This is a genomic window from Bacillus cereus group sp. MYBK14-1 (genome assembly GCF_051916885.1).
Taxonomy (GTDB): domain Bacteria; phylum Bacillota; class Bacilli; order Bacillales; family Bacillaceae_G; genus Bacillus_A; species Bacillus_A cereus.
Genome location: NZ_JBQAHM010000020.1, coordinates 28,914 through 52,127, shown reverse-complemented (window position 1 = coordinate 52,127; position 23,214 = coordinate 28,914). Strand labels below are relative to the sequence as shown.

Genomic DNA, 23,214 nt, shown 5'->3' with positions numbered 1-23,214 from the left:
GCCTTTAAATGCAGGGCAAACACTACAACCACTGGGTTTTTGGGATGACCTAGGAGATATAGCTAAAAGTGTAGCTAAAAGAGTTATTGAAAGATTGCAAGCTGGCCCTGGTATGCAACACACAGGACCAATGATGCCTTTAAATGCAGGGCAAACACTACAACCACTGGGTTTTTGGGATGACCTAGGAGATATAGCTAAAAGTGTAGCTAAAAGAGTTATTGAAAGATTGCAAGCTGGCCCTAGCATGCAACACACAGGACCAATGATGCCTTTAAATGCAGGACAAACACTACAACCACAGTGGTTAGAATTTCTTGTGCCTGTGCTTAAAGATGTAGCTAAAGAGGTTATTGAAAGATTGCAAGCTGGCCCTGGTATGCAATATGCTGATCCAATGAGACCTCTAGGTACTAGTCCCATGATGCCTTTAAATACTGGAAATTATTTAGGTAATGTAATACGTAACCTACCTCCAAGATGCTATTGAGTACTGAGCAACCACTGCACCCACAGCTTTGGGATAATTTATATCCTAAGGATGAATGTTGTAATAGAAAATTGATTATTGCTTGATATAGAATCACTATTATACCTGGCTACCGAGACACACAGCTTTGATAATTGAAAGACGGGAGGTTAAAATATTATGCAATTTCCTTTGGAAGGCTCCAGCGTCGGGCAATGGCTTGTGTCCGGGGCCGGTTCTGATTCCTTCATAAAAAATCAAGTAATCAAGGAGTTAATTGAGTTGCTACGGGAGAAACCTGATGTTCAGATTGTACGTATGATAGACGATGAGATAGTTGTAATTCGTGCAAGTATAGGAACAGTAGAAACACTACAGGTTATTTTTGGTGACCGTATCGTGATTGCATCTGATATGCCGCTCCAGCCTCTGTAGTCACCAAAAAAGTAAAAAATAGAAGAGAAGGGTGATGTTGACTGATGGCACCAAATAAACATATGATAAAACTGAAAAGTGAACGTCGCAACTATTTAATTGGTTCCCGCAAAATGGCAGGCGTACAGCCTATGTCCGCAGAAAATATTGACCAAACCCTGAAGATGCTAGGAATTGATGTCGTTCGTCGAATTGATGCGGTCCAGACATTGGGCTCAGGTGAGGATAACTCAATAGTTGTGGCTAGTATCGAACCCGACCGTGCTGAACTCCTGATGAGAACACTGCCTGCACAATTGTTACTCACCGAGGATAAACCGTTAGATTATGCTGAGACCCTTGCAACCCCGGAATTAAGGACCTTCTCATCAATGGCCAATCTGATTGTACGAAAATTCCAATTTCAAATCCTAGGTGAAGGCGACAAGCCTCTTTCCGATGTTACCGTTCAACTAGCGTTTGATGCATTCCCAGTCCAAGGATTAACCAACGAGAAAGGCGAAGTTGAACTTGAACTTAAAACACTCAGCTCTAAACCTCCACGTTTTCTAAGAGCTGTGGCTCAAGACAGTTACTGGGATGTTTATCTTGAAAATCCTGAACTATCTAATGATTCTATCAACACTTTACGATTGAGCTCACTAGCCGAAACAATCAGTGGATTCCCAGAAAAACCCCAATTTGGTTATGGACAACGCTTAATGGGGCTCGACCAGGTACCTCAAGAAAAGAGAACAGGTGCTGGGGTTAAAATTGCTATCATAGATAGTGGCTGTGATAACTCGCATCCCTTGCTCAAACATGTTAAACTCGGTCGGGATTTTAGTGGTGATCCCGATGTAAACGGTTGGAACAAAGATGTTATCGGTCACGGTACTCATTGTGCAGGCATTATTACTGCTTATAGTAGTGATAATAACTTTCTGAGTGGCTTCGCTCCAAAGGCTGAGGTTCACATCCTTCGAATATTCCCAGGTGGTGAAGGTGGATACAGCAAACTAATTGACGCGCTTAACTATTGTATAGAAAATCAAATAGATGTCATCAACTTGAGTCTAGGGGTTGATGCAGGATCAAATCCTTTTGTAGAGCAGAAACTCGAATTAGCTACCAACAACGGTATAGCTTGTATTGCCTCTGCAGGCAATAAAATCGGTGGTAAAGTGTTTTATCCAGCTTCGTCACCATATACTCTTGCGGTGGCAGCAGTAGGTAATCTTAAGGAACTTCAGCCATATACTTGGGATTCAACTAATGTTCAAACAGAATTTACAGCAGATGATGGAATTTTTGTGCCAAGTTTCAGTTGCTCTGGACCAGAGGTAGATGTATGTGGACCTGGGGTAGGAATTATATCAACGTATCCTGGTGGCACCTTTAAGCCAGATACAGGTACTTCCATGGCCGCTCCACATATCACTGGGCTCTCAGCACTCTTTCTTGCACATCATCCTTTGTTTCAAACTCAATTTCGTGAACGAAATCGAGATCGAGTGCAGCAACTCTTTAATCTAATCCGTTCTCAGCGTAAGATTTATCCTTTTGACTTTACAAGAGTAGGTACTGGTTTACCACATGTTGGCCCACTAATTGAGACAACACAACCACTGTCTATCGGACAACCGTTCGCTGTACCAGAATTTACACACCTAAACTGGGGGATTGAAAACATGGGAAATAACTACAATAGTGGTTTTCTCCACTAGTCCTTGAAAGACGTTCCTTTATTTATCTGTGTTGCGAAAATACGTATACATATCTAATCCCCCTCCTTAGCATTTAAGGAGGGGATATGTTTGAATTTGAGTCTGGAGCTGCACAAAAAAATTGGTTCTGTTGCAAAGTTTTTTAAGGGGTACGGCAACGATTCCTTCTTTTTGGAACCACTTACAAATTCAAAACAAGAGGATGAGGCGATATTTATTACCTTCCCCTTTCAATGTATACTGACCCCTTCACAACTCGTGAAGGGATTTTTTATTCAACAAACGAGTTTTACAAAACATTTAAAATATTAAACTCGTAAAAACCAGTAATATCATGCGTTTTCCTATGGTATTATTGGGTTTTTTCGCTATAAAATGAAAAGAAAAAGATTATCAGTTTAACAAATTATAGTTATAGTTAAACTAAGTTTTACATGTCGGTGATCTTGTTCGATGAGATTATTGAAATGCTTAACGGTGCATTGTTTCGTATGCACATAAAAATCGTTACTTTTCAGTTTTTTGAAAGCGTAAAGTAAGGCAGGAGCCTTGTCTGTTGTGAGAACCGTTCGTTCTCCAAAAACTTTGACTAATCGCTTCATAAACATATATGCAGCTTTGTGATTACGCGTTTTACGAAGTTGAATGTCCAAAGTATAACCATCTCCATCATTGTACGATATAGATAGCGCCAGTCCCCTTTCACTTTGATGTAAGTTTCATTTAAATGCCAAACAGGGTGTGCAGATTTGTTTTTCTTCTTCCAAATTTGATAGATGATATTTCCATATTCATGAACCCATCGCATAATTGTTGTAGGATGAACTGAAACACCACTTTCTTTCAAAGTTTCAGATACATCACGATAGCTTAAAGAAAAACGACAGTAATAGCCAACGGCTACTAAAATAATGTCTTTATTGAACTGTTTTCCTTTAAAATATCTCATGTATCATACTCCTTAGTACAATTTCCCTACAGTTTAGCTTCATTTAAAAAACTTTGCAACGGAACCGGTATGAGGATAAGGAGTGAAAAATTTAGCATGACTACAAAAGAGACCCAACATACAATAGAAGACTTCTCTTCTTATTTATTAAACAAAGGAAGAAAGCCTTCTACAATTAAACGATATATCTATGATGTGGAAAGTTTCATTCAATGGCTGCATAGATCAAAAAGGTTTACTAACGACACTATTTGGGAATCACTACAGAAAAAAGATTTCGAATCATTTTTTAACTATTTAAAAGAAAATCGTCAATACTCCGATAAAACTGTACACCGTATATATATTGTTTTAAATAGGCTGTACGAATACTTAGATTTACCAAGCCCAATCGAAGGGACTATTCATTTAAATCCACCTAATCGAGCATTACGTAGGGAGGATTTCGTTTCTTTCCAGGAAGAAGCGCGCTTAAAGGACGTCATTTCTTCACTAGAAGGCCTTACAGAAAAACAACGATTCGCACGCCCAATGATCTTAGAGCAGAATGTTTCTATCGTTACATTACTGTTGGATTATGGATTATCTTTGAAAGAACTTGTTTCTTTACGAATGGTACACGTTCATTTCGAAAATAATACTTTATCCATTCCTGAAGACTCAAAAGTAAATAGAATCATTCATTTGAAGGAAGAAGATAAATTATACCTATACAATTACTATAAAACTATCCCTGAACCTGTACGTCCTAAATATCACAGCAATGATCCACTATTTGTTGCTTTTGATTTTACCCGGGGGACATATCACTGGAGCTATGAGGATGATACACCAAAATTTTTAACCGAAATCTCAATACAAAAAATGATTCGTTTAGAAGTAAAACGTGCTAATCTCCGAAAGGGAATTTCTGCTCAACATTTTCGAAATACCTATATTTTAAGATGTATTCAAGGGAACAATGCTCCTAAACAAATCATGCAGCAAATCGGATTTAAATCTTATCTATCCTTAAAAAGATATTAACTACCAGCGAATGAAGATGAACACTTAACCCAAACATTGGAGGATATCGCAATAAACCAAGATCCAATTTCACAAAAAGTAATGAATAAATGGGAACGTATGAGTCAAGATTCTTCTTTCCGACAAGCGTATGAAGCAAGGGTAAAAGCTATCATGGATGAGGCTGCTAAGTTCGCTCATGCTCATAATGAAGGTAAAAAAGAAGGTATTCAAGAAGGAGTTCAGCAAGGGAAAAGTCAAATGATTAAAGGTATCCATGAACTTGGTGTACCAATTGAAACAAATGCTATCAATAATAAACCTGTTATTTTTTACAAGTATAAATGCACTTTGAAGGTGGGATTATAGAATTGATTTTATTTTTTACTTATGGAGGAAACAAACATGCCTGTAAACGACTATGGTGTATTAAAAGGAAAAGTCAAGGAAACTAAAATTAGTGATGACAAAAAACATTTAGAAGTTCTTATTCAAGATGATAATGAAATAAAATATCGAATTGCAATTAATGTGGCATCACAAGCTTGTCCATCTGAAGTATTATATTTTGCAAGTGACGACTTTAATTCGGAAGAAATCACTCACTTACCTGGACTTCCAGAAGGTTTTACTCGTATCAGAAATAATACTCCTGAAATTGGTATTGATTTCATTCGTGGTAAGTTATTTGATAGTAAACAAATGATTCCACTTCCTAATCAGGAAGTAGGACCAGATAATGATCTATATGATAAATTAAGTAATTATATACAGAAGGCAAAAGATAAACAAGCTAGCATATATGCGTTTGGTGATATATGGGAAGATGAACCAAAGGAAGATAAATATTTTGGTTTTTATCCTGGTAACGGAATCCATGATATTCATATGAATCAAGGGAATCTAAAAAGATGGCAAGGTGATGATGGAATATGGCAGGATGGCGCATTACTTATACATTTTGAAAACGCAGATAATGAAAATGAAAATAAATGGGTAGGAATTTTCTTGGCTTTTCAGTCTCAATCTTGGTGTACTGATGAACAAGGACATGCCATAAAGCCTCCAGAGGAATGTAATCATACTGGTGAAAAATTAGATTTTAGTGGGCAGTGTCCAAAAAAAGAGAGAAATAATGGTAAGAGTAAAGGGAATAAACAAAAGAAAAAAAAAAAATTAAAGAAAAAGAAAAATCATGAGAAAAGAAGAAATAAACGAAAAGAAAAAAAGCGAAAGAAAAGAAATAAAAAGTAAAAATCATGGTCTCCCCTACACAAAGAATATAGAATGTTATTTACAAATCTAAATGATTTTTCAATGGAACTTTTTAATATTTATCTAATTATATACAGTTTCATATCAAAAATTCTAATGAACTTATTTTAAAATTACTTATTAGTAAAAAAATGTTATATTCTATAAAATTGATGAGTAAATCTAATTAATGTCATGGTTTCAATTATAAATATTTAAAAATAAATTTAGAGTTAATAGAATAGATATACTTAAGCACTATTAATTTTAAAATATAATTTGCTGGCATTAATTACATACAACTTGTTTTTGGATTGTATGAAGGAGGTTCAAATATGCCTTTAAGAAATTACGGATTATTAAAAGGAAAAGTCAAGGAAGCTAAAATTAGTGAAAACAAAAAGCTTTTACTAATTCTTATTCAAGATAGTAATGGAATAAAATACCGCATTACAGTCAATGTTGTCTCACCATCTCATCCATCTGAAGTATTATATTTTGCGAGTGATGATTTTAATTCGGAAGAAATCACTCACTTACCTGGACTTCCAGAAGGTTTTACTCGTATTAAAAATAATACTCCTGAAATTGGTATTGATTTCATTCGTGGTAATTTATTTGATAGTAAACAAATGATTCCACTTCCTAATCAGGAAGTAGGACCAGATAATGATTTATATGATAATTTAAGTAATTATATACAGAAGGCAAAAGATAAACAAGCTAACATATATGCGTTTGGTGATATATGGGAAAACGAATCGAAAGAAGATAAATATTTTGGTTTTTATCCTGGTAACGGAATCCATGATATTCATATGAATCAAGGGAATCTAAAAAAATGGCAAAGTGATGATGGAATATGGCAGGATGGCGCATTACTTATACATTTTGAAAACGAAGATGATGAAAGTAAAAATAAATGGGTAGGAATTTTCTTAGCTTTTCAGTCTCAATCTTGGTGTACTGATGAACAAGGACATGCCATAAAACCTGCAGAAGAGTGTAATAATAATACCCAATAGCTAAATTAAAGTACAAGATTAAAAAAATCTAATGATATTAATTTCAAGTACATTTTATACAATGGGGGTACGGCACACATCCATCAACTTAAGGATGTGTGGTACTACCCTAATGTACCACACAACAATTCTTGATACCTTAATTCTTGATATATTTAACTTCCTAGAGATTCTAATGTAAGTAAACAACTGATGATGGAACTAGAAACTTGATTAGCATGCTTTAACCAAAAAACTAGGAGTGACGATCCTATACATATATTGAAAAATGTTGTAAATATTAAAGTAGAGGGATTTGAACATAAAAAATGCATAAGAATTAGAAGATAAGTACACCTATCTGTTCGTATAAGACGGTGTACTTATTTGTTTTTATAATAAAGGGAAAAATAGATAGAATTATATGAATAGTTTGTATAACTATTTGCTAAAAAAATGCGCCTACCCAAAAGATAAATATTATTGAACTGTCTATTTGAGTATAAAATTCAGAAGGAAAGGAAATATAGAGATAGGATGTTTAAAAAACAATTTCTTAAAGGAAAGGAAGTTTATCATAGTGCTAGAAGATAAAAGGGACAAACTTGGGATAGCTCTTTCGGGTGGGGGATTTCGTGCTGCTTTTTTTCATCTTGGAGTACTCGCGAAATTGGCTAATCTAGGATTACTTCGTTATGTAGAAATTATCTCTACTGTATCGGGTGGTTCTATAATTGGAGCATTATACTATCTTCATATAAAGAAATTACTCGAACAGAAAACAGATGATCAAATTAGAGATGAAGATTATCAAGAAATCATAGCGAAAATTGAAATTGATTTTCTTAAATCTGTTCAATGTAATTTTCGATTACGTACTTTTCTTAACCCATTCAAAAACTTAAGAATGAGTTTACCCAATTATTCTCGAAGTGATTATATTGGTGAGCTATATGATAAATATTTATACCGCAGAGTACTTAATCCTAATAATAATATTCCAATAAAAATGAAGGATCTAAAAATAAATCCGCTAGGTGAAGACACTACTTTTAATCCAATTATGGGAAATGGAAGACGAAAAACAAAAGTACCCCTTTTAGTAATGAACGCTACGGTTTTAAATGATGGACATAATTGGCATTTTAGTGCAGAGAATATGGGAGAGACAAATTTAGTAGAGTTAGATGAGACAATTGATAAGAACATCAGGCTTAAACCAGTAAAATCATATGAGAATGTATATAGACATGGATGTTTTGAGCTAGGATGGGCAGTTGCTGCTTCAGCATGTCTTCCGGGTGTTTTTACACCACTTGCTATCAGTGGTCTTTATGATAAAGGGGTACGTGTCCAATTAGTTGATGGTGGTGCACATGATAACCAAGGCGTGATTGGGGTATTGAATGATGAATTAAAATGTACCCATTTTATCATTAGTGATGCATCTGGACAACTAAACGATGAAAAAGAGCCTGGTATCGAGATACCTAGTGTTTTAAAACGAACTAATGGTATTTTTATGGATCGTATACGTGAGCAACAACTTTCAATGATTATAAAAGAGCACTCAGATAATGTCGCTCTTTTACACTTAAAAAAAGGATTACCCATTAAAGAGATTTCCTATTTTGATAAAAATCACAAACTTCACGATAAAACAATATCGCGTAAAACTGAGCCATCTTCTGAAACCTTTGGTATTAATGAAAAAATACAAGATTCTCTTTCGAAGGTCAGGACGGATTTAGATTCTTTTTCAGAAGTGGAAGCGTATTCCCTCATGCTAGATGGTTATAAAATGAGTGAATATCAATTCGAAATAACAAACATTAAAAATTTAATTAGTAATACATCTTTAAGAGAGAAGAAATATCAGTTTTTTAAGATGGAAAAGTGGGTCTCATCTTCAATTACTGATTCCTATTATGAAGAAATTCTTAACGCTGCTAGCCAGAGGTTTTTTAGAACTTTTAAACTAAGCATGACGGTAAGGATTATCATGATTCTATTAATTATCTGCTTTGGCTTTGCTTTAGTTTATTTTTATGGTTCCAGCTTCGAGCAGTGGAGAAATGAGTCTGTTGCAAAAGGGCACATATTGTTTTCGTTTTTATTGCTAATTTGTTTATTTATTTTTTATTGGAATAGGTATGGTGGTGCTTCATACGAAAATCAATTTTTACGGTTCTTACTAAGTGGCCTACCAACAACGATTGTTTCATTAATGGGGAGTGTCTTCATTTGGATTCATCTTTTTACATTTAATCGATTGTTTTTATATTTAGGAAGTATTACATATTTTGAAAAGAAACAAGTTAGAAAGAAAAAATAAAATGTTATAGTTTTATTCTTGATCTTTTTCCAACAGAAGATTTCTTTTGAAAAACATAAAGATTTAAAATACTGATTTCAGGTACGAAATGAATGTAGTACAGCGAAAGTTTACATTTTTGTACAATTAAGGGGCGTTTTCAAGGAAATAAGGTGAAATCTATGCTATTAAATGAAACATTCTTCAATGAGCACATTAAACAAAAATTTGAGAGTTATATTTATTATTAGAATTGCAAATGAATTAAGGCAAGATTAAACGACGCGAGTGAGATTCAATACCGCAGCTGCCACTTGGGAACTACCTAATATTTACACCTAGCTTTTGTGGTGTGATTCAAAAGACTTTTGGTATTTCTATTACTGTTAATGTTTAATTAATTGAATTACTATACGAAATATTTTTTTCGATTCTCTGCTATAATCTATAGTTCAAAATTATTTAATGATTTCAGCAGGGAATATTCAACATTCATTTTCTACAATTTCAATAAGTTCTTTAGCCTTCATATGTTCCTCCTATTAAAAGTTTACATGAAATTTATTTTTTAATTACTTGCTAATGTATGTTTAATTATGTTTTGAATAATATATTTACAATAATGGGAGTTTATTAATTTAAAGATTATCTGTACTTAGTATTTGAAGCTATACAACAAGACACCCAAGAATTATTAAAATTTTTCTTCGTCTGTTTAACCTCTTACAGAAAAATGGACGGGAACCCCATCGATATGAGAAAAAGACAGTCTTTGATACTTTATGTTTATCAGTGCACTGTATCCAATCTAAATAAGAAAATTACATACCCTTTAAAAATACACCTTAATACGGTTTATTTTGAATGCGTATTTTTAAAAACAAATAAACAAAATATCAAGCATGTAGGCAACGAGAACGGAAGTTCAAGGAAGACCTAGCCTTAGCTTGATGGACATGTATGGTACCCCTGTTAGGATTTTTTAGATAGGTATGTGCCATCCTAGAATCAACCTTTCTTTTATCGTAGTTTACCTGGAAAAGCCCTTCTCTACTTGGCGGTGGGGACTTTTTCTATCTGTATTACTGTTCCTTTAGAATTCATGGATAATCGCAATAATTATTTTATATACAAAAATTGATAAAAAAAGCATGCTCAAAAGCGCATGCTTAGTGATGAAAGAATTAAAAAGGCTTCTTAATCTTAATCTTTGATTTAACATAATCTACAGCTTTATTGACAGAAGTCTGAGGTGTCCATTTAGTGACGGCGTCAGGAAATTTCACTTTAATTACATTTTCAATGTGAACCTGAGTAACTCCGGCTCTTTCAAGCATATCACCAACATCCACAGCATTTTTTATATCGAAAACATCCTGGCATAAATCAGTAAGCTCCTCTGCGGAAAAACCACCAACATGCAAGGCCCCTACAATACTATTCTTATCTAAATGAAATACTTCTTGAAATGCATCATTGATCTCAGTAATGGAATATCCAGCATTTTTTAATACCGTGGCAATTTCATTGTTGTTAAGTTGGAACAACTCTTGTGCAACAGAGGCAACATCTTGAACAGAAAATCCACTAAGGTTCATTCTATCTGTCAATTTGTTACTATCCCAATCAAAGACAGATTGCATCGCTTTTCCAATATCCAATGAAGGGAAGTGAATTTCTTTCAGTTGCTTGAGAATGTCTTCGTCAGTGAAACCTAATTTATTACTGAGCCCAGAAGCTATTTCAATCACAGTGAAATTTGCATTCTTTAATAGTGCTGTCATCTGCTCACGAGCAGGACCGAATGATTTCTGAAGTTGATCAATTGCCTGGTCAACTTCATACCCTGCATGTTGGAATGCTTTGGCCGCATTTTCAACAGATATATCCTTGAATGAATCTTTTAGTAATTCTCCGAGTTCTCCTGCGTATTCCACAATACCCTCTTTGCACATTTTGAGAAATTCACCTGGGTCAGATAATTGAGATTTTAAATAATCCCATCCTTTATCTTTAATATCACTAATAAGTAAAGTCGGTAATTCTTTTAAATCACTTAGACGTTTGTTTAAAGAGAAAGAAATAGTGAAGCTATTTCCAAAAATAGAGAATCTCGCATCCATTCCCAAGACAAACTCATTTGGAGTTACTTTTACGTCAAGATCAGCGGTTACAGATACATTAAGATTGAGGGAAATTTTCTCCCACTGGATTTTTATATCGCTAATGGTAAACTGTAATGTAGCGGTGGCTGTTAGTTTTTCTTTCCCTTCGAGGGTACAGGACAAAATAAAATCAGCGATAGTCCCAAGGCTATACTTAAGATTAAAGGAAAAACCATTTTCTATTACAACTATTTCAATTTCTTGATGTAATGAAAATAAGGAAACCGCAGCAGATAAATAAAAATATTTTTTCTGCTCCGGAGTTCCATTCGCCTCGGTAGTATCAATCATTATAATTGGACCCTTTGTTCCGGAAGCATCTGAAATACGGAGTACATCCTGAATCTCAATAGGAGAACCAAGTTCAGCACTTGCTCGAACGCCTGTTTTATAGTTAAATTCAAGCACTGTTTTGGTTTCTAATCCAAAAAAATTGATATCTGCATCTACGACTAATCCATAATAGGTTTTCCCGTCCCATTCAAACCCTGTTGGATTAGTCGCAATACAAAGTAACATATGTTTAAGTGAAATTTTTTTGATAAGTGGTATCCAATCCAGATTTACGCTAGTGAAAGCCTTTACCAACCTATCAAGAGTAACTCCTTCTTTTGTAGCCGGACTAGTTTGTAAATTTGCAAATAAAGCAGTTGGTACTTCACCGTTTTTCAATTCTAAAGCCGCTGAAAATACAATTTGGTCACTTGGAGAATTTCCTCCTACTACAATTTCCCCGCCAAGAGTAAGAACAAAAATAGGACCCGTAAATTTTATTCCCAAAACAATATCCGATATTGTTATACCGGGTATTCCAAATGGATTCTCCCATTTAGATGTGTCATCTTTAAGGCTCAGCAATAAAGATGGGTCTCCCGTTGTACTTAATCCACTTATAAAATCCAAGTCTAATCGATTGTTTTCAATTATTAAACTTACATCTCCAGCAAGCTTAATGGTCTTGTTCTCTGGAGAAATAACAACGCGAAATCCGGAAAATTGAAGATTACCTTTCGTTTTGGGATCTTGTAGCAATTTTACTGTAATCGGATTGTTACGAATGTCAGCATTCAAATTTGCAGCTAAGGTAAATGCCCCTAAGTCTCCGAAGATAGGTTTAAACACTCGAAAAAGCTTCCCTTTTAGTGAGATTGTGGAGAAAAAAGTCGTTCCTTTTTGCAATTGAATAGGAATACTGGGTGCCAATTGTAAATGCGGTGGAGTAGATACATTTTCTAAATTGGATATAAGCAACCCAGAATCTTCGAAATCAATTGAGACGCCAAATTTATCAAGTATAGGTTCAAGAACGCTATTGACTGCAACTGGTACCCATGATTGTGGGAAATGCATTCCAAATGCGAAACCGGATTCTGTTCCATTAGAAATGGTATCAAACAAAATTGTACCCTTCCAAGAAACTTCTCCACCTTGCATACCTGTTAAAATATACTCTCCTTTTATATCCGCCGATATCTGACGGACTGAATCAACAGGATTGGTTACTTCTAGTTTAGCTGCCATATTAGATATCTCTAAGTTTAACGGAGGGACAGGTATTATATGGCTATTCTCTGATGAAAGATTCATTTGTATTTTATTTAACAATTGAGAATCCAATAGTAGCTGCGGATTAGGGAGTTTTACCTTTCCCAAAAAGGTACCATGAAGCTCTGGAAGAAAAGATTCCAAATTCCACTGATTAGAGAAGTTTAAAAATTTGAAAGTAGCCTCAAGATTATTGTTTATAAAAAACAGGTTAACTATAATAGATAAAGGTTGATCTGAAAAGATGGAAGACTTAATATCTCCTTGTATTATCACATTTTGATCTTGGTCTTTATATTGAACAGATATCTCTTCTAACTTTAAAGCTTCTCCAGCAATGAACTGTTTAGCGATTGTAATGATATTCCCGGATTCAAGGGAAGTAAGTGGAACGTTGAGTATAGTTCCTTCTATATTTTGTTGAAGTAAATTTTTTAATTGTATGTAATCCATTTACTAACACTCCTGTTTCTAATTTAGAAATACTAATATTACTCATTATTTTCCCAAATTTAGAGTGCATTATTTGATATATGATAATTTAACAAAAAGTGGAAGTTTTTTATATAATAGTAGGAGGTATGGAAGTGTATCAACTCTCATTCAGTATGTTTTGTAGAGGTTTCCAGACAATGATTCACATAATTTCGAGAATAGGAATAGAGGCAACTTATAATTCACGTTTTTATTGTATACTACTTATTCATTATTTCTCTTTAATTTTAGTATTCCCCTAAATAATTATGTTTTAGGTTTGAAGCAATATCTTCGTTCTGTATAACACGAAGATATACTCTGGATAAAATGGAGGATAAAGTGTTATGGGATATGAAAACGATTCTGGGTATGAGGGGCCAATCTAGGAAAATATTCATGTTGATACTATAAATATAAACATGAAACCTATCTGCGGATAGGTTTTTATTTTAAAATAAATATTGTTTAATATTAATATATATATATTCTAGGGGGGAGTAGTTTTGCCTAGTATTTAAGTTACGATATATCCAAGAATCAAACATAACTTAAGAACGGGAGATCTAAGTAAAGTATATATGCCATTCGAAGTGAAATAGAATGGGTAAGTTTGAAAACAAAAGGAACATTACAACGCATATAAATCGGTTTGGAAAATATCATATTGATTCAAATTGCAAACCAAAAAAACTTTCGTTTGAGCTTTCAACTTTTTCAAAAAATAAGGTATTTATCTAAAATTTATGTATAAAAAACTTGGGAATATTTAATTCCTACGTTTTTTACACCTTAATCAGTTCCTTTACTATTACAATTCCCCAAATTCATCAAATTCAACTTATGTTTTAAAAATATTCGATATCATTTTTCTCTTTTTCTAGGTTTTTTTGCTCAAATCCCATGCCCATTAACTTAAGACATTTTAGTACCCCAAAAGTACCAAAAAACGTTATTCTTTCTAAACAAGCTAGATTAGAAAAGATGACGTTTTCTCAATAATCTCTCGATTCAAGATGAACTACAACCATTTGTGGAAGAATTACAACGATATGATACACCTATCTTTTTAGAAGAACTTGCAAGAGAAATCGGATTTATAAAGGGAAATCGTAAGTTTTCTAGATTAGACTTAGCTACTATATGTATTTGGATTAGTCAACGTGTGGCAAGTGATCCCTTATTCCGATTATGTAGTAGACTTCATACAGCTATAGATACTTTACTTAGTCCTGAGGGCTTAAACAAACGCTTAAATGCAAAAGCAGTTTTGTTTTAAAAAAATATTTTTTCTTTATTGTTACCAGTTTCTTCTGAAACTGACCTTTCCTAATCTTAGCTTGATAGCGATGGGGCGGTACCCCATATTGTATAAAATACTATTTTCTAGAAAAAATAAAATTGATATAAAATTTTAGGAGGATTTTAAATGCCAGGAAGAGTTACAAATAATACAAATGAAGTTCTATTTTTTTATGGTGCCCCACACCCTGATTTTTCAGAATATGACAATGGGGTTTATACTTTGAAACCTGGGGAAATATCGGATGCTACAATGGATGCGGATGGGTTTTATGTACCAGCTGATCGTAAGTTCAAACAACTTTCTGGTAATATAGTCAGCGGGCCTGTTGCTGTGAAATATGTACTTAGTCAACACCCTGTGGTAACTCAAGAAGGAGCAATTTATGTTGTGGATGCTGATAGTGTTATTCATGAAGTTAATTTTGGAGTTTTCAAGCCGAGTGAACGGTGTAAACCTAGTCGATGGCCGATTTGTGTGAATTGGTTCATTCCAAATTTTACATATCCTGAGGCTTTAGATTGGTGTGGTCATTGTAATAATTAATTGTGGGGAAGTAGAACTTTAGAAAATATAATTATGATTGGAATAATACCCCACATCCATCAACTTAAGGATTTTGAATATTTTTGATGTTAAAAGCACGTTACTATTTTCTTATGTTAATAAGGAAGGGTGACGTGCTTTTAGTTTGTTCTTGTTGTAAACCTTTTGTTTGGTGTTATACAATCATTTGTTAGAAATTTTTTATTATCATTATGGTACGTGAAATTAATAATAATATATTCTAAAACGATTTATTATTAAGAACATTGTTCTTATGTAGAAGAAACCAATGAATATTATAAAAACTATATTCCGAAGTAATAGATATAGAGAAAAAGAGGGAATATTTTAGGGAAATACTGAAAAACAAACTATTTTTTGTAATAATATAATAGAAATTAAAATGCGATTAACAGTAATAGAACCTGTGAATTAGAAAATGGAGTGACTATCATGTACAGATTTCGAAATATTAAAAGCTTATTAGGTGAGTACAAAGAACTGGAAAATCAAGAAATATATTTTTCTGAACTTGATTCATTAAATGATCCAATGGAGGGCATAAGAGAGTATTATTGGAAGGGAGATATTATTGTTTGGAAGAATTTTTTTAAACATTATATGTATAGCTTAACTCATGTATTTTTAATGTCTAAATTAGAATCTGAATTAAACAATTCACACATCCCTATTTGGAATCGAGAACAATATTATAGTGAAAAATACGAAAAAATTATTAATATGGTTTATGAACATGTTTTTAACAGCAAATATATAAATTTCTGTCTAAATTTCTTATCCAAAGATTCTAAAGAAACTTCTCAAGAAGAACTTTACGTATATTTAAAAATTCTACAATATTTCACCTTAGAAGCTATTTTTGAAGTACACATGGGGTTAGGTCTATCTTCACAATCAATTAACCCCTTTACTTCCATAATAAGATCTGACCTAATAACAGATTTAAAGGAAACAATGGAACAATTTAATAAAAACCCAAACCGCTACAATGACTATATACAAGTATACAAAGAAGTACTAAATGATAACGAATTAGAAGCTGCCTATAGCATTGAAGAAAATCAAAATAGTCAGAAAACAAAATTTATATATGTTGAATTTACAGAAAAATATTTAAAAAAAATTACTGAGCTGACATACCCAAAATGTTATGTAGCTTGTTTTATGGATAATTGTACAAATTCAGCAGTTTGGGGACATTATGGGGATAGCCACAAAGGCGTTTGTCTTAAATTCCGAACTGACGATGCCGATGTACCTAAAATTGAATTAAAAACCATAATTGGATATTCAAATTCAAAAAAAGTTTATAATTATCGTCCTTTTGAATTTAATAAAATGAATTATTCTAATCAAATTCAAAGAATTAATTTTTTTAGTCATTTGGGATACTTAAATCATATTGTACTTTTACAACAATGGTATACAGATTCAGAAGGGAATATCAGTATCTGTGCAAATCACTTAAATGATGACGTTATTAAGTATTGGCAAAAAGAGTACTGGCATAGCTATCAAGTTCCATTTTTAAACAAATCCATTGATTGGCAATATGAAAAAGAATATAGATTATTATTATCTAGTGTTTTAGATAGCTATACAGAGGTGCAAGATAGAAAATTGAAATATAAATTTGAAGATTTAGAAGCTATTATTTTTGGAATGAAAACCTCCAGAGAAGATAGAATAAGAATTATAAATATCATTAAAGAAAAATGCAAACAAGAAAATAGAAAAAATTTTGATTTTTATGAGGCAATAAGTTCTAAGGGTGAGATAACAATTAAAAAGTTAAGAATAAAACCATAATTTGAAATGCCTCCTTTCAAGTAGACATTATTTAAAACGCACGACTAAATAACATGATTTCTAAATTTATATAGACTCAGTTTATTTAATTTCTTTTGAAATCTTTGGTGATTATAAAAGTATATTTAGACTAAAAATTTGAATTCGACATGTTTTGCATCAATTTATATATAATAACTAAACACAGATTAGCAATCTATAAAATAAAAAAGCTGAAACCTTCCTCACATAAGGGGTTTCAGCTTTTTATTTTGTTAGCATACCCATTGCAACAAGGTGCAATTATATTTCAGTGTATCCGCACCTTGTAGCTATTATTATGTATGCTATATTCCACAAAATAATTACAAAAACTCTATTATTCTCTCCATCTATTTTTATTGTATGCACCAACGGAAAGACATATGCACCATCCTCGGTGAACATGTATAAATTACATTGAAAGTGTCAAAAATAACAGTTAAATAGGATTAAAGAAAGGAAGGCACATTCATGAAAGGAAAAAAGAAAAATCGTACAAAGCTAGGAAAATGGTTAGATCAAAATGGAATAGAACAACAGGAATTAGAAAATGCAACTGGTGTTAGTCGTAATACAATTTCAAGGCTATGTAATAATAAATCTCATATTCCAAGCTTCCCAGTTATTCAGAAAATCTTTCGAGCAATTAAGAAGGTGGACAGGAGTGCCAAAATAACTGATTTTTGGGACATGTGAAAAGCACAAGGAGTAGAATCCACCTTGTGCTTTTTAGCTTTATACTACGTCTTTTATTAAAAATGTACGGATGTATACATTATATTTTATCCCATACTCCTCTAGTTTCTTTTCACGATAATCTGAAATTGTAAAAAATAGAATGTTGGGTATGACATCTCTTTGTTTTTTATACAGCTTTGCAATTAAACTATAATACCGTATTTTTTCTTCATTATTCTTCATGTGTTGTAGCCTATCAATTTCAACAAATTGTGGGACTTGATCTACTAAATAATAAGCATCTGGTACAATTATTTTTTCTTCATTTTGGTATCTAAATTTTATAACCTGCTCTGTCTTCCAATCCGGAAAATCTAGCCACATCCAAGCTTCATTTCTTAAAAGTATATGTTCAAGTTGATGTTTCTTTTTTCTTTCATTTGGTTCTAATCCTAGCAAGGCACAACCTTTCTTATTGAGATAGTAAACATACTCCCGGTTATGATAGGTCACATGGCAATATTGCTGTAGATCCTTCAAAATACGATTTGCATTTCGAATACTACCTAGCGCATGTATTGCTTGCAATTGCCTCCTGGACGCGAACTCCAACTTATTTAAACTCGATAAAATCTCGATCTGTCTTGCTCTCTGTTTGAGCTTCTGGTGCCTCATTTTGCTTCACCACCTTGTATTGCTTTAGTAACTCCCACATATCTTTATCCTTTAAAAAAGGTACTTGGATTTCTTCTGTACGATCAGTCTTAAATAATGCCCTTCCTGGAAGGGAAGGCAGATCCTCCAAGCCTGATTCATCCACCGCAACTTGTGAAGCAACCGTTGTTGGTAATCGAAAACCTAGCTTTGCATCAGCATTTTGTTTGATTTGCCTTGGCAATGTATCAGATGTTGGATATTGCGTACAAAATATGAGTCGAAATCCTAAACCACCCCCGATTCTTGCAATTTCAGATAACATCTCCTGACACATGAATAATACATCACGTTGTTTTTTAGGCATCCCTTGTGTAGGGCATAGATTTGCTCCTTCATCTACTATGATAAAGCAGCGTTCTTTAATTGATGTATCTATGATATTGGTAAAATAGGACTTCTTCATCATTTCAATCTGTTTTACCATCTTTTCACGTACCCTTATCAACATTTCTAACGCCTGTTCTGGATTTTCAGCTACTTCTACAACTTGGGATAGTTCTTTGTAAGGGCTAAATTCCAGCCCTTCTTTTAGATCGATAATAAAAAAATTCACGTGTTGAGATTGTTGCAAAATCAAACTAGTCATCACATTTTTTAAAAACACTGTTTTCCCAAACCTTGTCATACCCGAAACGCACATATGCGGTGTTCTCTCAAAATCATGATACACATGTTTATCTAACGATTTCCCCATCGTAACTCTCCATGTATGCTCTTTTAATAGATCCTTAGACCAATACCACATTTCAGGTATTCGTTGGCTAAATACTCGAATATGAAGCTCTCTTTGGTGAAACGATATTTTAACAGGTTTATATAGACCTTCTTCTAATACTTCCGCTAACTTTTGGATTAGTTGACTAGGTACACCAAGTGGTAACCTGTAAACATAATTCATACTTATATCATCTTTAATTTCTTTTATAAAAACAGGGTATTGTAATTCCCCTTTATGTTGAACACATACCTTTGTAATTTCAAAAAACGTTGCAATTTTTTTCTTATCATTCGGTCCATTACTTTGGTAAAAATAAGCTACAGTTATAAAGGTTGCTGGAATTAATAAAAGTGATAACATTCCCTCCATACCTCCTTAAGGTAGTTGAGCTTGTATGGAAGCTTAGAAAAAACGTTTAAGATGCGCTATTATAATCATTTTCAACTACCAGATTTAATGCTAGCGTAGAAACACATCTAGTATATCCATTAGAACGTACCAAACGCTCCCAATTAGTAAGCATTTAAGACCCGCACGTAGCAACCATCCTGGAAGGTAAAGACCTTTCTTTTTTAGTAATTTAATCCCTAAAATTGAAGCTCCAGTCACACCATAAACAACCCCTAATTCTCCAATGATTTCCATGTTTATCTCATCCTTTCGGTTTGATAGATAAATTCCCCTTACGATCTCTATAAAGTTGATAATCATCCAGTAGCTCATTCCATGACAATGCATGTTCATCGCCAAATAGCTCGTCTTCGATTTGTTGACTTAAATAATGATAACCTCTGTATTGTCGGTCTAGGTATACATCATGACGTAGCATGTGCTCTCGTATTGCATACATGTTATTTTTCTTCTTGGTTCCTTTATACATTTGTCTGAGCATTTCTGAAGAGTAAAGGTACGGGGTACTATATAACATTTGATATTGATTCATATCATCACCATCCATATAGATTTCTAGATACAATAAATACATATGATAATGCTACGGATTTTCGAATTTGTCCCTAAAAAAAATACGTCATTCCTATTTTGGAATGACGTATTTTTTAATACTAGATATACTTTATTTGCACTTCTTCATTACCCAATCTGTTTTAGAAAACTTTCCCTTCAAAATCCATCCTTCATTAACTTTAGTACTTAGTAGTTCTTTTAATTCATTATAATATTGATTGGCTTCGTCTTTTTCTTCACTTTTAAATTTCTCTAAAGAAATCTCCACAATTGGCTCCTTACATTCAGCCATGGACCATATTTCTAAATTTACTTCTTTGTTTTTAAATATCCCTTTAAACTTTCGTGACAAAACAGGACCATAAACAACTGATTGGTTAATAATTTCTTTCCCAGAGTTAAAGAATATTTGTGGGCCATTATTAAAAAACATTTCCCGTAAAGTTTCTACAGGTGGCAATTCTAGTCCAGATAATTGTGGTTGTTTATCTGGTTTATATACGATGTTTAATATTTTATCAGTAAGTCCCCAATCAATTTCCACATTAAATTCATGTTCATCTGTAACGAATCCATCTTCTTTTGCTTTTTCTAAAGCACCTTGTATATCATCCTTAACAATTTCATATCTTTTTTTATAAGTTAATTCACATGCATTCTCTTCTCTTTTTATTCGATTTCGCAAAATCAAACCCTGTGTATACATATCTCTATTCTTTGTATCAATAAATTGAATATATGTCTCATCAACATCCTTTAACTCAATGTCGAATTCTTCTATTATTTCGCAATTTAATTCAAATTTTTCATTTAATACTCGATGAAGTTTAAGGAAAAATTTAATTTCATATTTTTCTTTTTTTAACATTTCATCCCTCTTTTTTTGACTTTAATAATAATTGAGTAAATTTTTTTGATATACAAATTCATTTTCTTTAACGTCAATATATATAGCTATTACATTTATTATAAAAACAATACTGATTTAATTAATTAGTCCCAAATTCGGTCTACATATTCAGGGTGATCAATAAAAGGATTACGGTTATGTTGATATTTTTCATAAATGATATTATTTCTTCTTCTTTCAAATTCATCAACGGGGTCTTGCTCATGCCATTTTAACAATGTAGATAATTTTCCGTGATTAGGTACTTGAGTGTCTGATCTGTCTACCAGCTCTAAATCCTTTTCACCAGATTCTCCTTCATAACGAACTGCCATATAAAACATTATTCTTGCAACATCACCCTTTATTTCGTCTCTTGGTTCCCAAGAATCATTGTCATAACAAGTATCTGGAGCCTCATTATGTTCAGTTCCAGAACATTTTGCATTAGGATTATTCACATGTCCATTATCTAAGTCAAAGTCAAGATTACCTCTGTCCCTATTTACTGTGGCATCTTCTGGTCTAAGGTGATGAAGATCTGTTGCCGGACCTTTTTCTGTATCAAATCCACCATGAGATTTGGCCCATACATGTTCACGGTTCCATAAATCATCTTCACCGCCAAATGATTGCTTAGATTGAGAACGCCCCGCATAAAATAACAGGATATTATTTGGGTTATTGGGATCTTCATCTGTTTCTTTTAATGCGTGCTTTGCTTGTTCGTAAGACAGTACGTCTTGTTTTTTAATGATTTCATGTAATACACGTTTAAGCTCTTCTCCTGATTGATTATTTACATTTTGGTAATAATTAGAATCTAAATTTCTCTCTGTACGAGTATTCCCCTCATTTTCATGAGACAATTGAATGTTTCTTATTGAATTATTTTTGTCAGAAACTTTTTCTTGACTAACATCTGGTTGAGTTGTCCCATTCATACGACATCCAGACAAAAGTATTAGCGATATCACTAATAAAATTTTGGCTTTACTTATAACTTCTTTTAATTGATTCATTTTACGTTACTCCTTTGAATAAGTTTAAGAACATCCATATTATGAGTAAACGGTAAAACAATTCATACATGAAAAAAAAGGAATTAGAATCTAATATATATTGGATTAATAATAATTTTATCTAGTTTCTATAACACGTTATGATTTTTCTTAAGGATTTAGAAGAAATTAGCTTTACCTTTTAATTGTTAATTAAGCTCTTAAAGGGAATTTATAATATATATCGAGAAGAATCTGTAAAAAAGAAACTTGTATCATATTTAGGAAATTTTACCTAGTTTCAAATTTAGCAATTCGTTAAAACTACTTTTTGATTAAATAAAATTTGGAAAGGTGAAAAATTTATGCCAATAAATTATGGAGTCCTAAAAGGACATGTGACAGGCTATACACTTCCTGACCCTAATGATCCAACACCGCACCTTCATGTTAGAGTTAAAGATAATCGAAAAACACGTCAGGTAATTATTAATACTTTCTCGCGCATTAGCCCCTCGGAGTTATTATATTACGCAGGAGAGGACTTCCATTCGGATCAAATAACGCATCTTCCTGATTTAGAATACGGATTTACATCAATTGGAGATACGAATTCTAATATCGCACTTGATTATATTAGAGGGAAATTACTTGATCCTTGTAAGATGATTCCACTTCCACCAACGGCTCCAGGAGAAGATAATGATTTATTAGACAAGTTATTACACTATATGTTACAAGCTAAGAATAATCCAGAAGTAGATATTTATGCTTATGGAGAAAAAATCCCTCCTGGCATCCATGATGTTCATATGAATCAAGGGAATGTTGAGGAACATAGGGAAGATGATGGTATATGGCAAGATGGTGGGGTGCTTCTACATTTTAAAAATACTAACACATGGGTTGCAATTTTCTTAGCATTCCAATCACAATCTTGGTGTACAGACGATGAAGGACATTTTACTAAGCCAGTAGAAGAATGCAATCACAAAAGTGGTTGCTAATTTGAAATCGGCTTCAGTATACCAATAAATCTCATTCAAATTAGAAATCTAAATATAATTTTTCATAATAAGCTCAACTATCAAGCAAGGCGTTCTCTTTCGATGCTAGCTTGATAGTTCCTTTAAGCCCCCATACATTCAAAGTAATAACCTCTACATATCAATCATAATACGAACTATGTAGCTTTCATCTCACAAGTTAAAATATCTTTAAAATT

General features: G+C 33.0%; 17 protein-coding genes and 5 pseudogenes. 14 read left to right on the top strand and 8 right to left on the bottom strand.

The genetic code is table 11. The features are described from left to right. The 3 genes from ACTFR3_RS27860 to ACTFR3_RS27850 all read left to right on the top strand — a co-directional run. Nucleotides 1-490: hypothetical protein (locus tag ACTFR3_RS27860; RefSeq protein ID WP_440045072.1), on the top strand; the 490-nt coding region annotated here is incomplete at its 5' end. Between the two features lie 261 nt (nucleotides 491-751). Further along, nucleotides 752-904, top strand: a complete 153-nt coding sequence (locus ACTFR3_RS27855; protein WP_440045071.1) for a hypothetical protein — start codon at nucleotides 752-754, stop codon at nucleotides 902-904. Between the two features lie 44 nt (nucleotides 905-948). Then, nucleotides 949-2,610, top strand: a complete 1,662-nt coding sequence (locus ACTFR3_RS27850; protein ID WP_440045069.1) for a S8 family serine peptidase — start codon at nucleotides 949-951, stop codon at nucleotides 2,608-2,610. Nucleotides 2,611-3,008: 398 nt separating this feature from the next. On the opposite strand, the pseudogene ACTFR3_RS27845 reads toward ACTFR3_RS27850, so the two are convergent. Continuing rightward, nucleotides 3,009-3,418: pseudogene (locus tag ACTFR3_RS27845) on the bottom strand (IS6 family transposase). A 237-nt stretch (nucleotides 3,419-3,655) separates the two neighbouring features. Between ACTFR3_RS27845 and ACTFR3_RS27840 the strand changes: the two are divergent. The 6 genes and pseudogenes from ACTFR3_RS27840 to ACTFR3_RS27815 all read left to right on the top strand — a co-directional run. Beyond that, nucleotides 3,656-4,585, top strand: a complete 930-nt coding sequence (locus ACTFR3_RS27840; RefSeq protein WP_440045067.1) for a tyrosine-type recombinase/integrase — start codon at nucleotides 3,656-3,658, stop codon at nucleotides 4,583-4,585. Continuing rightward, nucleotides 4,586-4,933: pseudogene (locus ACTFR3_RS27835) on the top strand (hypothetical protein); the annotation flags it as partial. A 36-nt stretch (nucleotides 4,934-4,969) separates the two neighbouring features. Continuing rightward, nucleotides 4,970-5,653: pseudogene (locus tag ACTFR3_RS27830) on the top strand (DUF2278 family protein); the annotation flags it as partial. 500 nt (nucleotides 5,654-6,153) lie between these two features. Further along, on the top strand, nucleotides 6,154-6,843 hold the full coding sequence (locus ACTFR3_RS27825; RefSeq protein ID WP_440045065.1) for a DUF2278 family protein: 690 nt from the start codon (nucleotides 6,154-6,156) through the stop codon (nucleotides 6,841-6,843). A 559-nt stretch (nucleotides 6,844-7,402) separates the two neighbouring features. Continuing rightward, nucleotides 7,403-9,157 (top strand): patatin-like phospholipase family protein, encoded by a 1,755-nt coding sequence (locus ACTFR3_RS27820; protein WP_440045063.1) that lies wholly within the window; start codon nucleotides 7,403-7,405, stop codon nucleotides 9,155-9,157. A 619-nt stretch (nucleotides 9,158-9,776) separates the two neighbouring features. Beyond that, a pseudogene (locus ACTFR3_RS27815) lies at nucleotides 9,777-9,952 on the top strand (IS4 family transposase); the annotation flags it as partial. A gap of 368 nt (nucleotides 9,953-10,320) precedes the next feature. Here ACTFR3_RS27815 and ACTFR3_RS27810 read toward each other — a convergent pair. After that, on the bottom strand, nucleotides 10,321-13,299 hold the full coding sequence (locus tag ACTFR3_RS27810; protein ID WP_440045062.1) for a hypothetical protein: 2,979 nt from the start codon (nucleotides 13,297-13,299) through the stop codon (nucleotides 10,321-10,323). A 1,030-nt stretch (nucleotides 13,300-14,329) separates the two neighbouring features. Between ACTFR3_RS27810 and ACTFR3_RS27805 the strand changes: the two are divergent. From ACTFR3_RS27805 to ACTFR3_RS27790, 4 genes and pseudogenes are all read left to right on the top strand, one after another. Then, nucleotides 14,330-14,596, top strand: a pseudogene (locus ACTFR3_RS27805) (IS4 family transposase); the annotation flags it as partial. 153 nt (nucleotides 14,597-14,749) lie between these two features. Next, a complete protein-coding gene (locus ACTFR3_RS27800) occupies nucleotides 14,750-15,169 on the top strand; it encodes a hypothetical protein (protein WP_440045061.1) in 420 nt (139 codons plus the stop codon). A gap of 453 nt (nucleotides 15,170-15,622) precedes the next feature. Further along, nucleotides 15,623-16,999 (top strand): DUF2971 domain-containing protein, encoded by a 1,377-nt coding sequence (locus ACTFR3_RS27795; protein ID WP_440045060.1) that lies wholly within the window; start codon nucleotides 15,623-15,625, stop codon nucleotides 16,997-16,999. 492 nt (nucleotides 17,000-17,491) lie between these two features. Continuing rightward, complete coding sequence (locus ACTFR3_RS27790; RefSeq protein WP_000676638.1) at nucleotides 17,492-17,716, top strand: helix-turn-helix domain-containing protein; 225 nt, start codon at nucleotides 17,492-17,494, stop codon at nucleotides 17,714-17,716. Nucleotides 17,717-17,755: 39 nt separating this feature from the next. Here ACTFR3_RS27790 and ACTFR3_RS27785 read toward each other — a convergent pair whose 3' ends face one another. The 6 genes from ACTFR3_RS27785 to ACTFR3_RS27760 form a co-directional block, all read right to left on the bottom strand. Further along, a complete protein-coding gene (locus ACTFR3_RS27785; RefSeq protein WP_440045058.1) occupies nucleotides 17,756-18,373 on the bottom strand; it encodes a replication-relaxation family protein in 618 nt (205 codons plus the stop codon). Then, nucleotides 18,312-19,493, bottom strand: a complete 1,182-nt coding sequence (locus ACTFR3_RS27780; RefSeq protein ID WP_440045057.1) for an FtsK/SpoIIIE domain-containing protein — start codon at nucleotides 19,491-19,493, stop codon at nucleotides 18,312-18,314. Before ACTFR3_RS27780 ends, ACTFR3_RS27785 begins: the two co-directional genes overlap by 62 nt. 99 nt (nucleotides 19,494-19,592) lie before the next feature. Next, nucleotides 19,593-19,778 carry a hypothetical protein gene (locus tag ACTFR3_RS27775; RefSeq protein WP_440045056.1) on the bottom strand — a complete coding sequence of 62 codons (186 nt, stop codon included), beginning with the start codon at nucleotides 19,776-19,778 and terminating at the stop codon, nucleotides 19,593-19,595. A gap of 7 nt (nucleotides 19,779-19,785) precedes the next feature. Next, nucleotides 19,786-20,076 (bottom strand): hypothetical protein, encoded by a 291-nt coding sequence (locus ACTFR3_RS27770; RefSeq protein WP_440045074.1) that lies wholly within the window; start codon nucleotides 20,074-20,076, stop codon nucleotides 19,786-19,788. 132 nt (nucleotides 20,077-20,208) lie between these two features. Next, a complete protein-coding gene (locus ACTFR3_RS27765; protein WP_440045055.1) occupies nucleotides 20,209-20,967 on the bottom strand; it encodes a hypothetical protein in 759 nt (252 codons plus the stop codon). A 125-nt stretch (nucleotides 20,968-21,092) separates the two neighbouring features. Beyond that, nucleotides 21,093-22,010, bottom strand: coding sequence for an endonuclease I family protein (locus ACTFR3_RS27760; RefSeq protein ID WP_440045053.1), 918 nt, complete (start codon nucleotides 22,008-22,010; stop codon nucleotides 21,093-21,095). Between the two features lie 344 nt (nucleotides 22,011-22,354). On the opposite strand from ACTFR3_RS27760, the gene ACTFR3_RS27755 reads away from it, so the two are divergent. Then, nucleotides 22,355-22,996, top strand: coding sequence for a YukJ family protein (locus ACTFR3_RS27755; protein ID WP_440045052.1), 642 nt, complete (start codon nucleotides 22,355-22,357; stop codon nucleotides 22,994-22,996). Nucleotides 22,997-23,214 lie beyond the last annotated feature (218 nt).

Excerpts from the sequence above, each read along its gene's own strand:
- ACTFR3_RS27760 (WP_440045053.1), bottom strand. The coding sequence starts at position 22,010 with ATGAATCAATTAAAAGAAGTTATAAGTAAAGCCAAAATTTTATTAGTG.
- ACTFR3_RS27790 (WP_000676638.1), top strand. The coding sequence starts at position 17,492 with ATGAAAGGAAAAAAGAAAAATCGTACAAAGCTAGGAAAATGGTTAGAT.
- ACTFR3_RS27775 (WP_440045056.1), bottom strand. The coding sequence starts at position 19,778 with ATGGAAATCATTGGAGAATTAGGGGTTGTTTATGGTGTGACTGGAGCT.
- ACTFR3_RS27800 (WP_440045061.1), top strand. The coding sequence starts at position 14,750 with ATGCCAGGAAGAGTTACAAATAATACAAATGAAGTTCTATTTTTTTAT.
- ACTFR3_RS27765 (WP_440045055.1), bottom strand. The coding sequence starts at position 20,967 with ATGTTAAAAAAAGAAAAATATGAAATTAAATTTTTCCTTAAACTTCAT.
- ACTFR3_RS27770 (WP_440045074.1), bottom strand. The coding sequence starts at position 20,076 with ATGAATCAATATCAAATGTTATATAGTACCCCGTACCTTTACTCTTCA.
- ACTFR3_RS27825 (WP_440045065.1), top strand. The coding sequence starts at position 6,154 with ATGCCTTTAAGAAATTACGGATTATTAAAAGGAAAAGTCAAGGAAGCT.
- ACTFR3_RS27785 (WP_440045058.1), bottom strand. The coding sequence starts at position 18,373 with ATGAGGCACCAGAAGCTCAAACAGAGAGCAAGACAGATCGAGATTTTA.
- ACTFR3_RS27850 (WP_440045069.1), top strand. The coding sequence starts at position 949 with ATGGCACCAAATAAACATATGATAAAACTGAAAAGTGAACGTCGCAAC.
- ACTFR3_RS27780 (WP_440045057.1), bottom strand. The coding sequence starts at position 19,493 with ATGTTATCACTTTTATTAATTCCAGCAACCTTTATAACTGTAGCTTAT.
- ACTFR3_RS27795 (WP_440045060.1), top strand. The coding sequence starts at position 15,623 with ATGTACAGATTTCGAAATATTAAAAGCTTATTAGGTGAGTACAAAGAA.
- ACTFR3_RS27755 (WP_440045052.1), top strand. The coding sequence starts at position 22,355 with ATGCCAATAAATTATGGAGTCCTAAAAGGACATGTGACAGGCTATACA.
- ACTFR3_RS27810 (WP_440045062.1), bottom strand. The coding sequence starts at position 13,299 with ATGGATTACATACAATTAAAAAATTTACTTCAACAAAATATAGAAGGA.
- ACTFR3_RS27840 (WP_440045067.1), top strand. The coding sequence starts at position 3,656 with ATGACTACAAAAGAGACCCAACATACAATAGAAGACTTCTCTTCTTAT.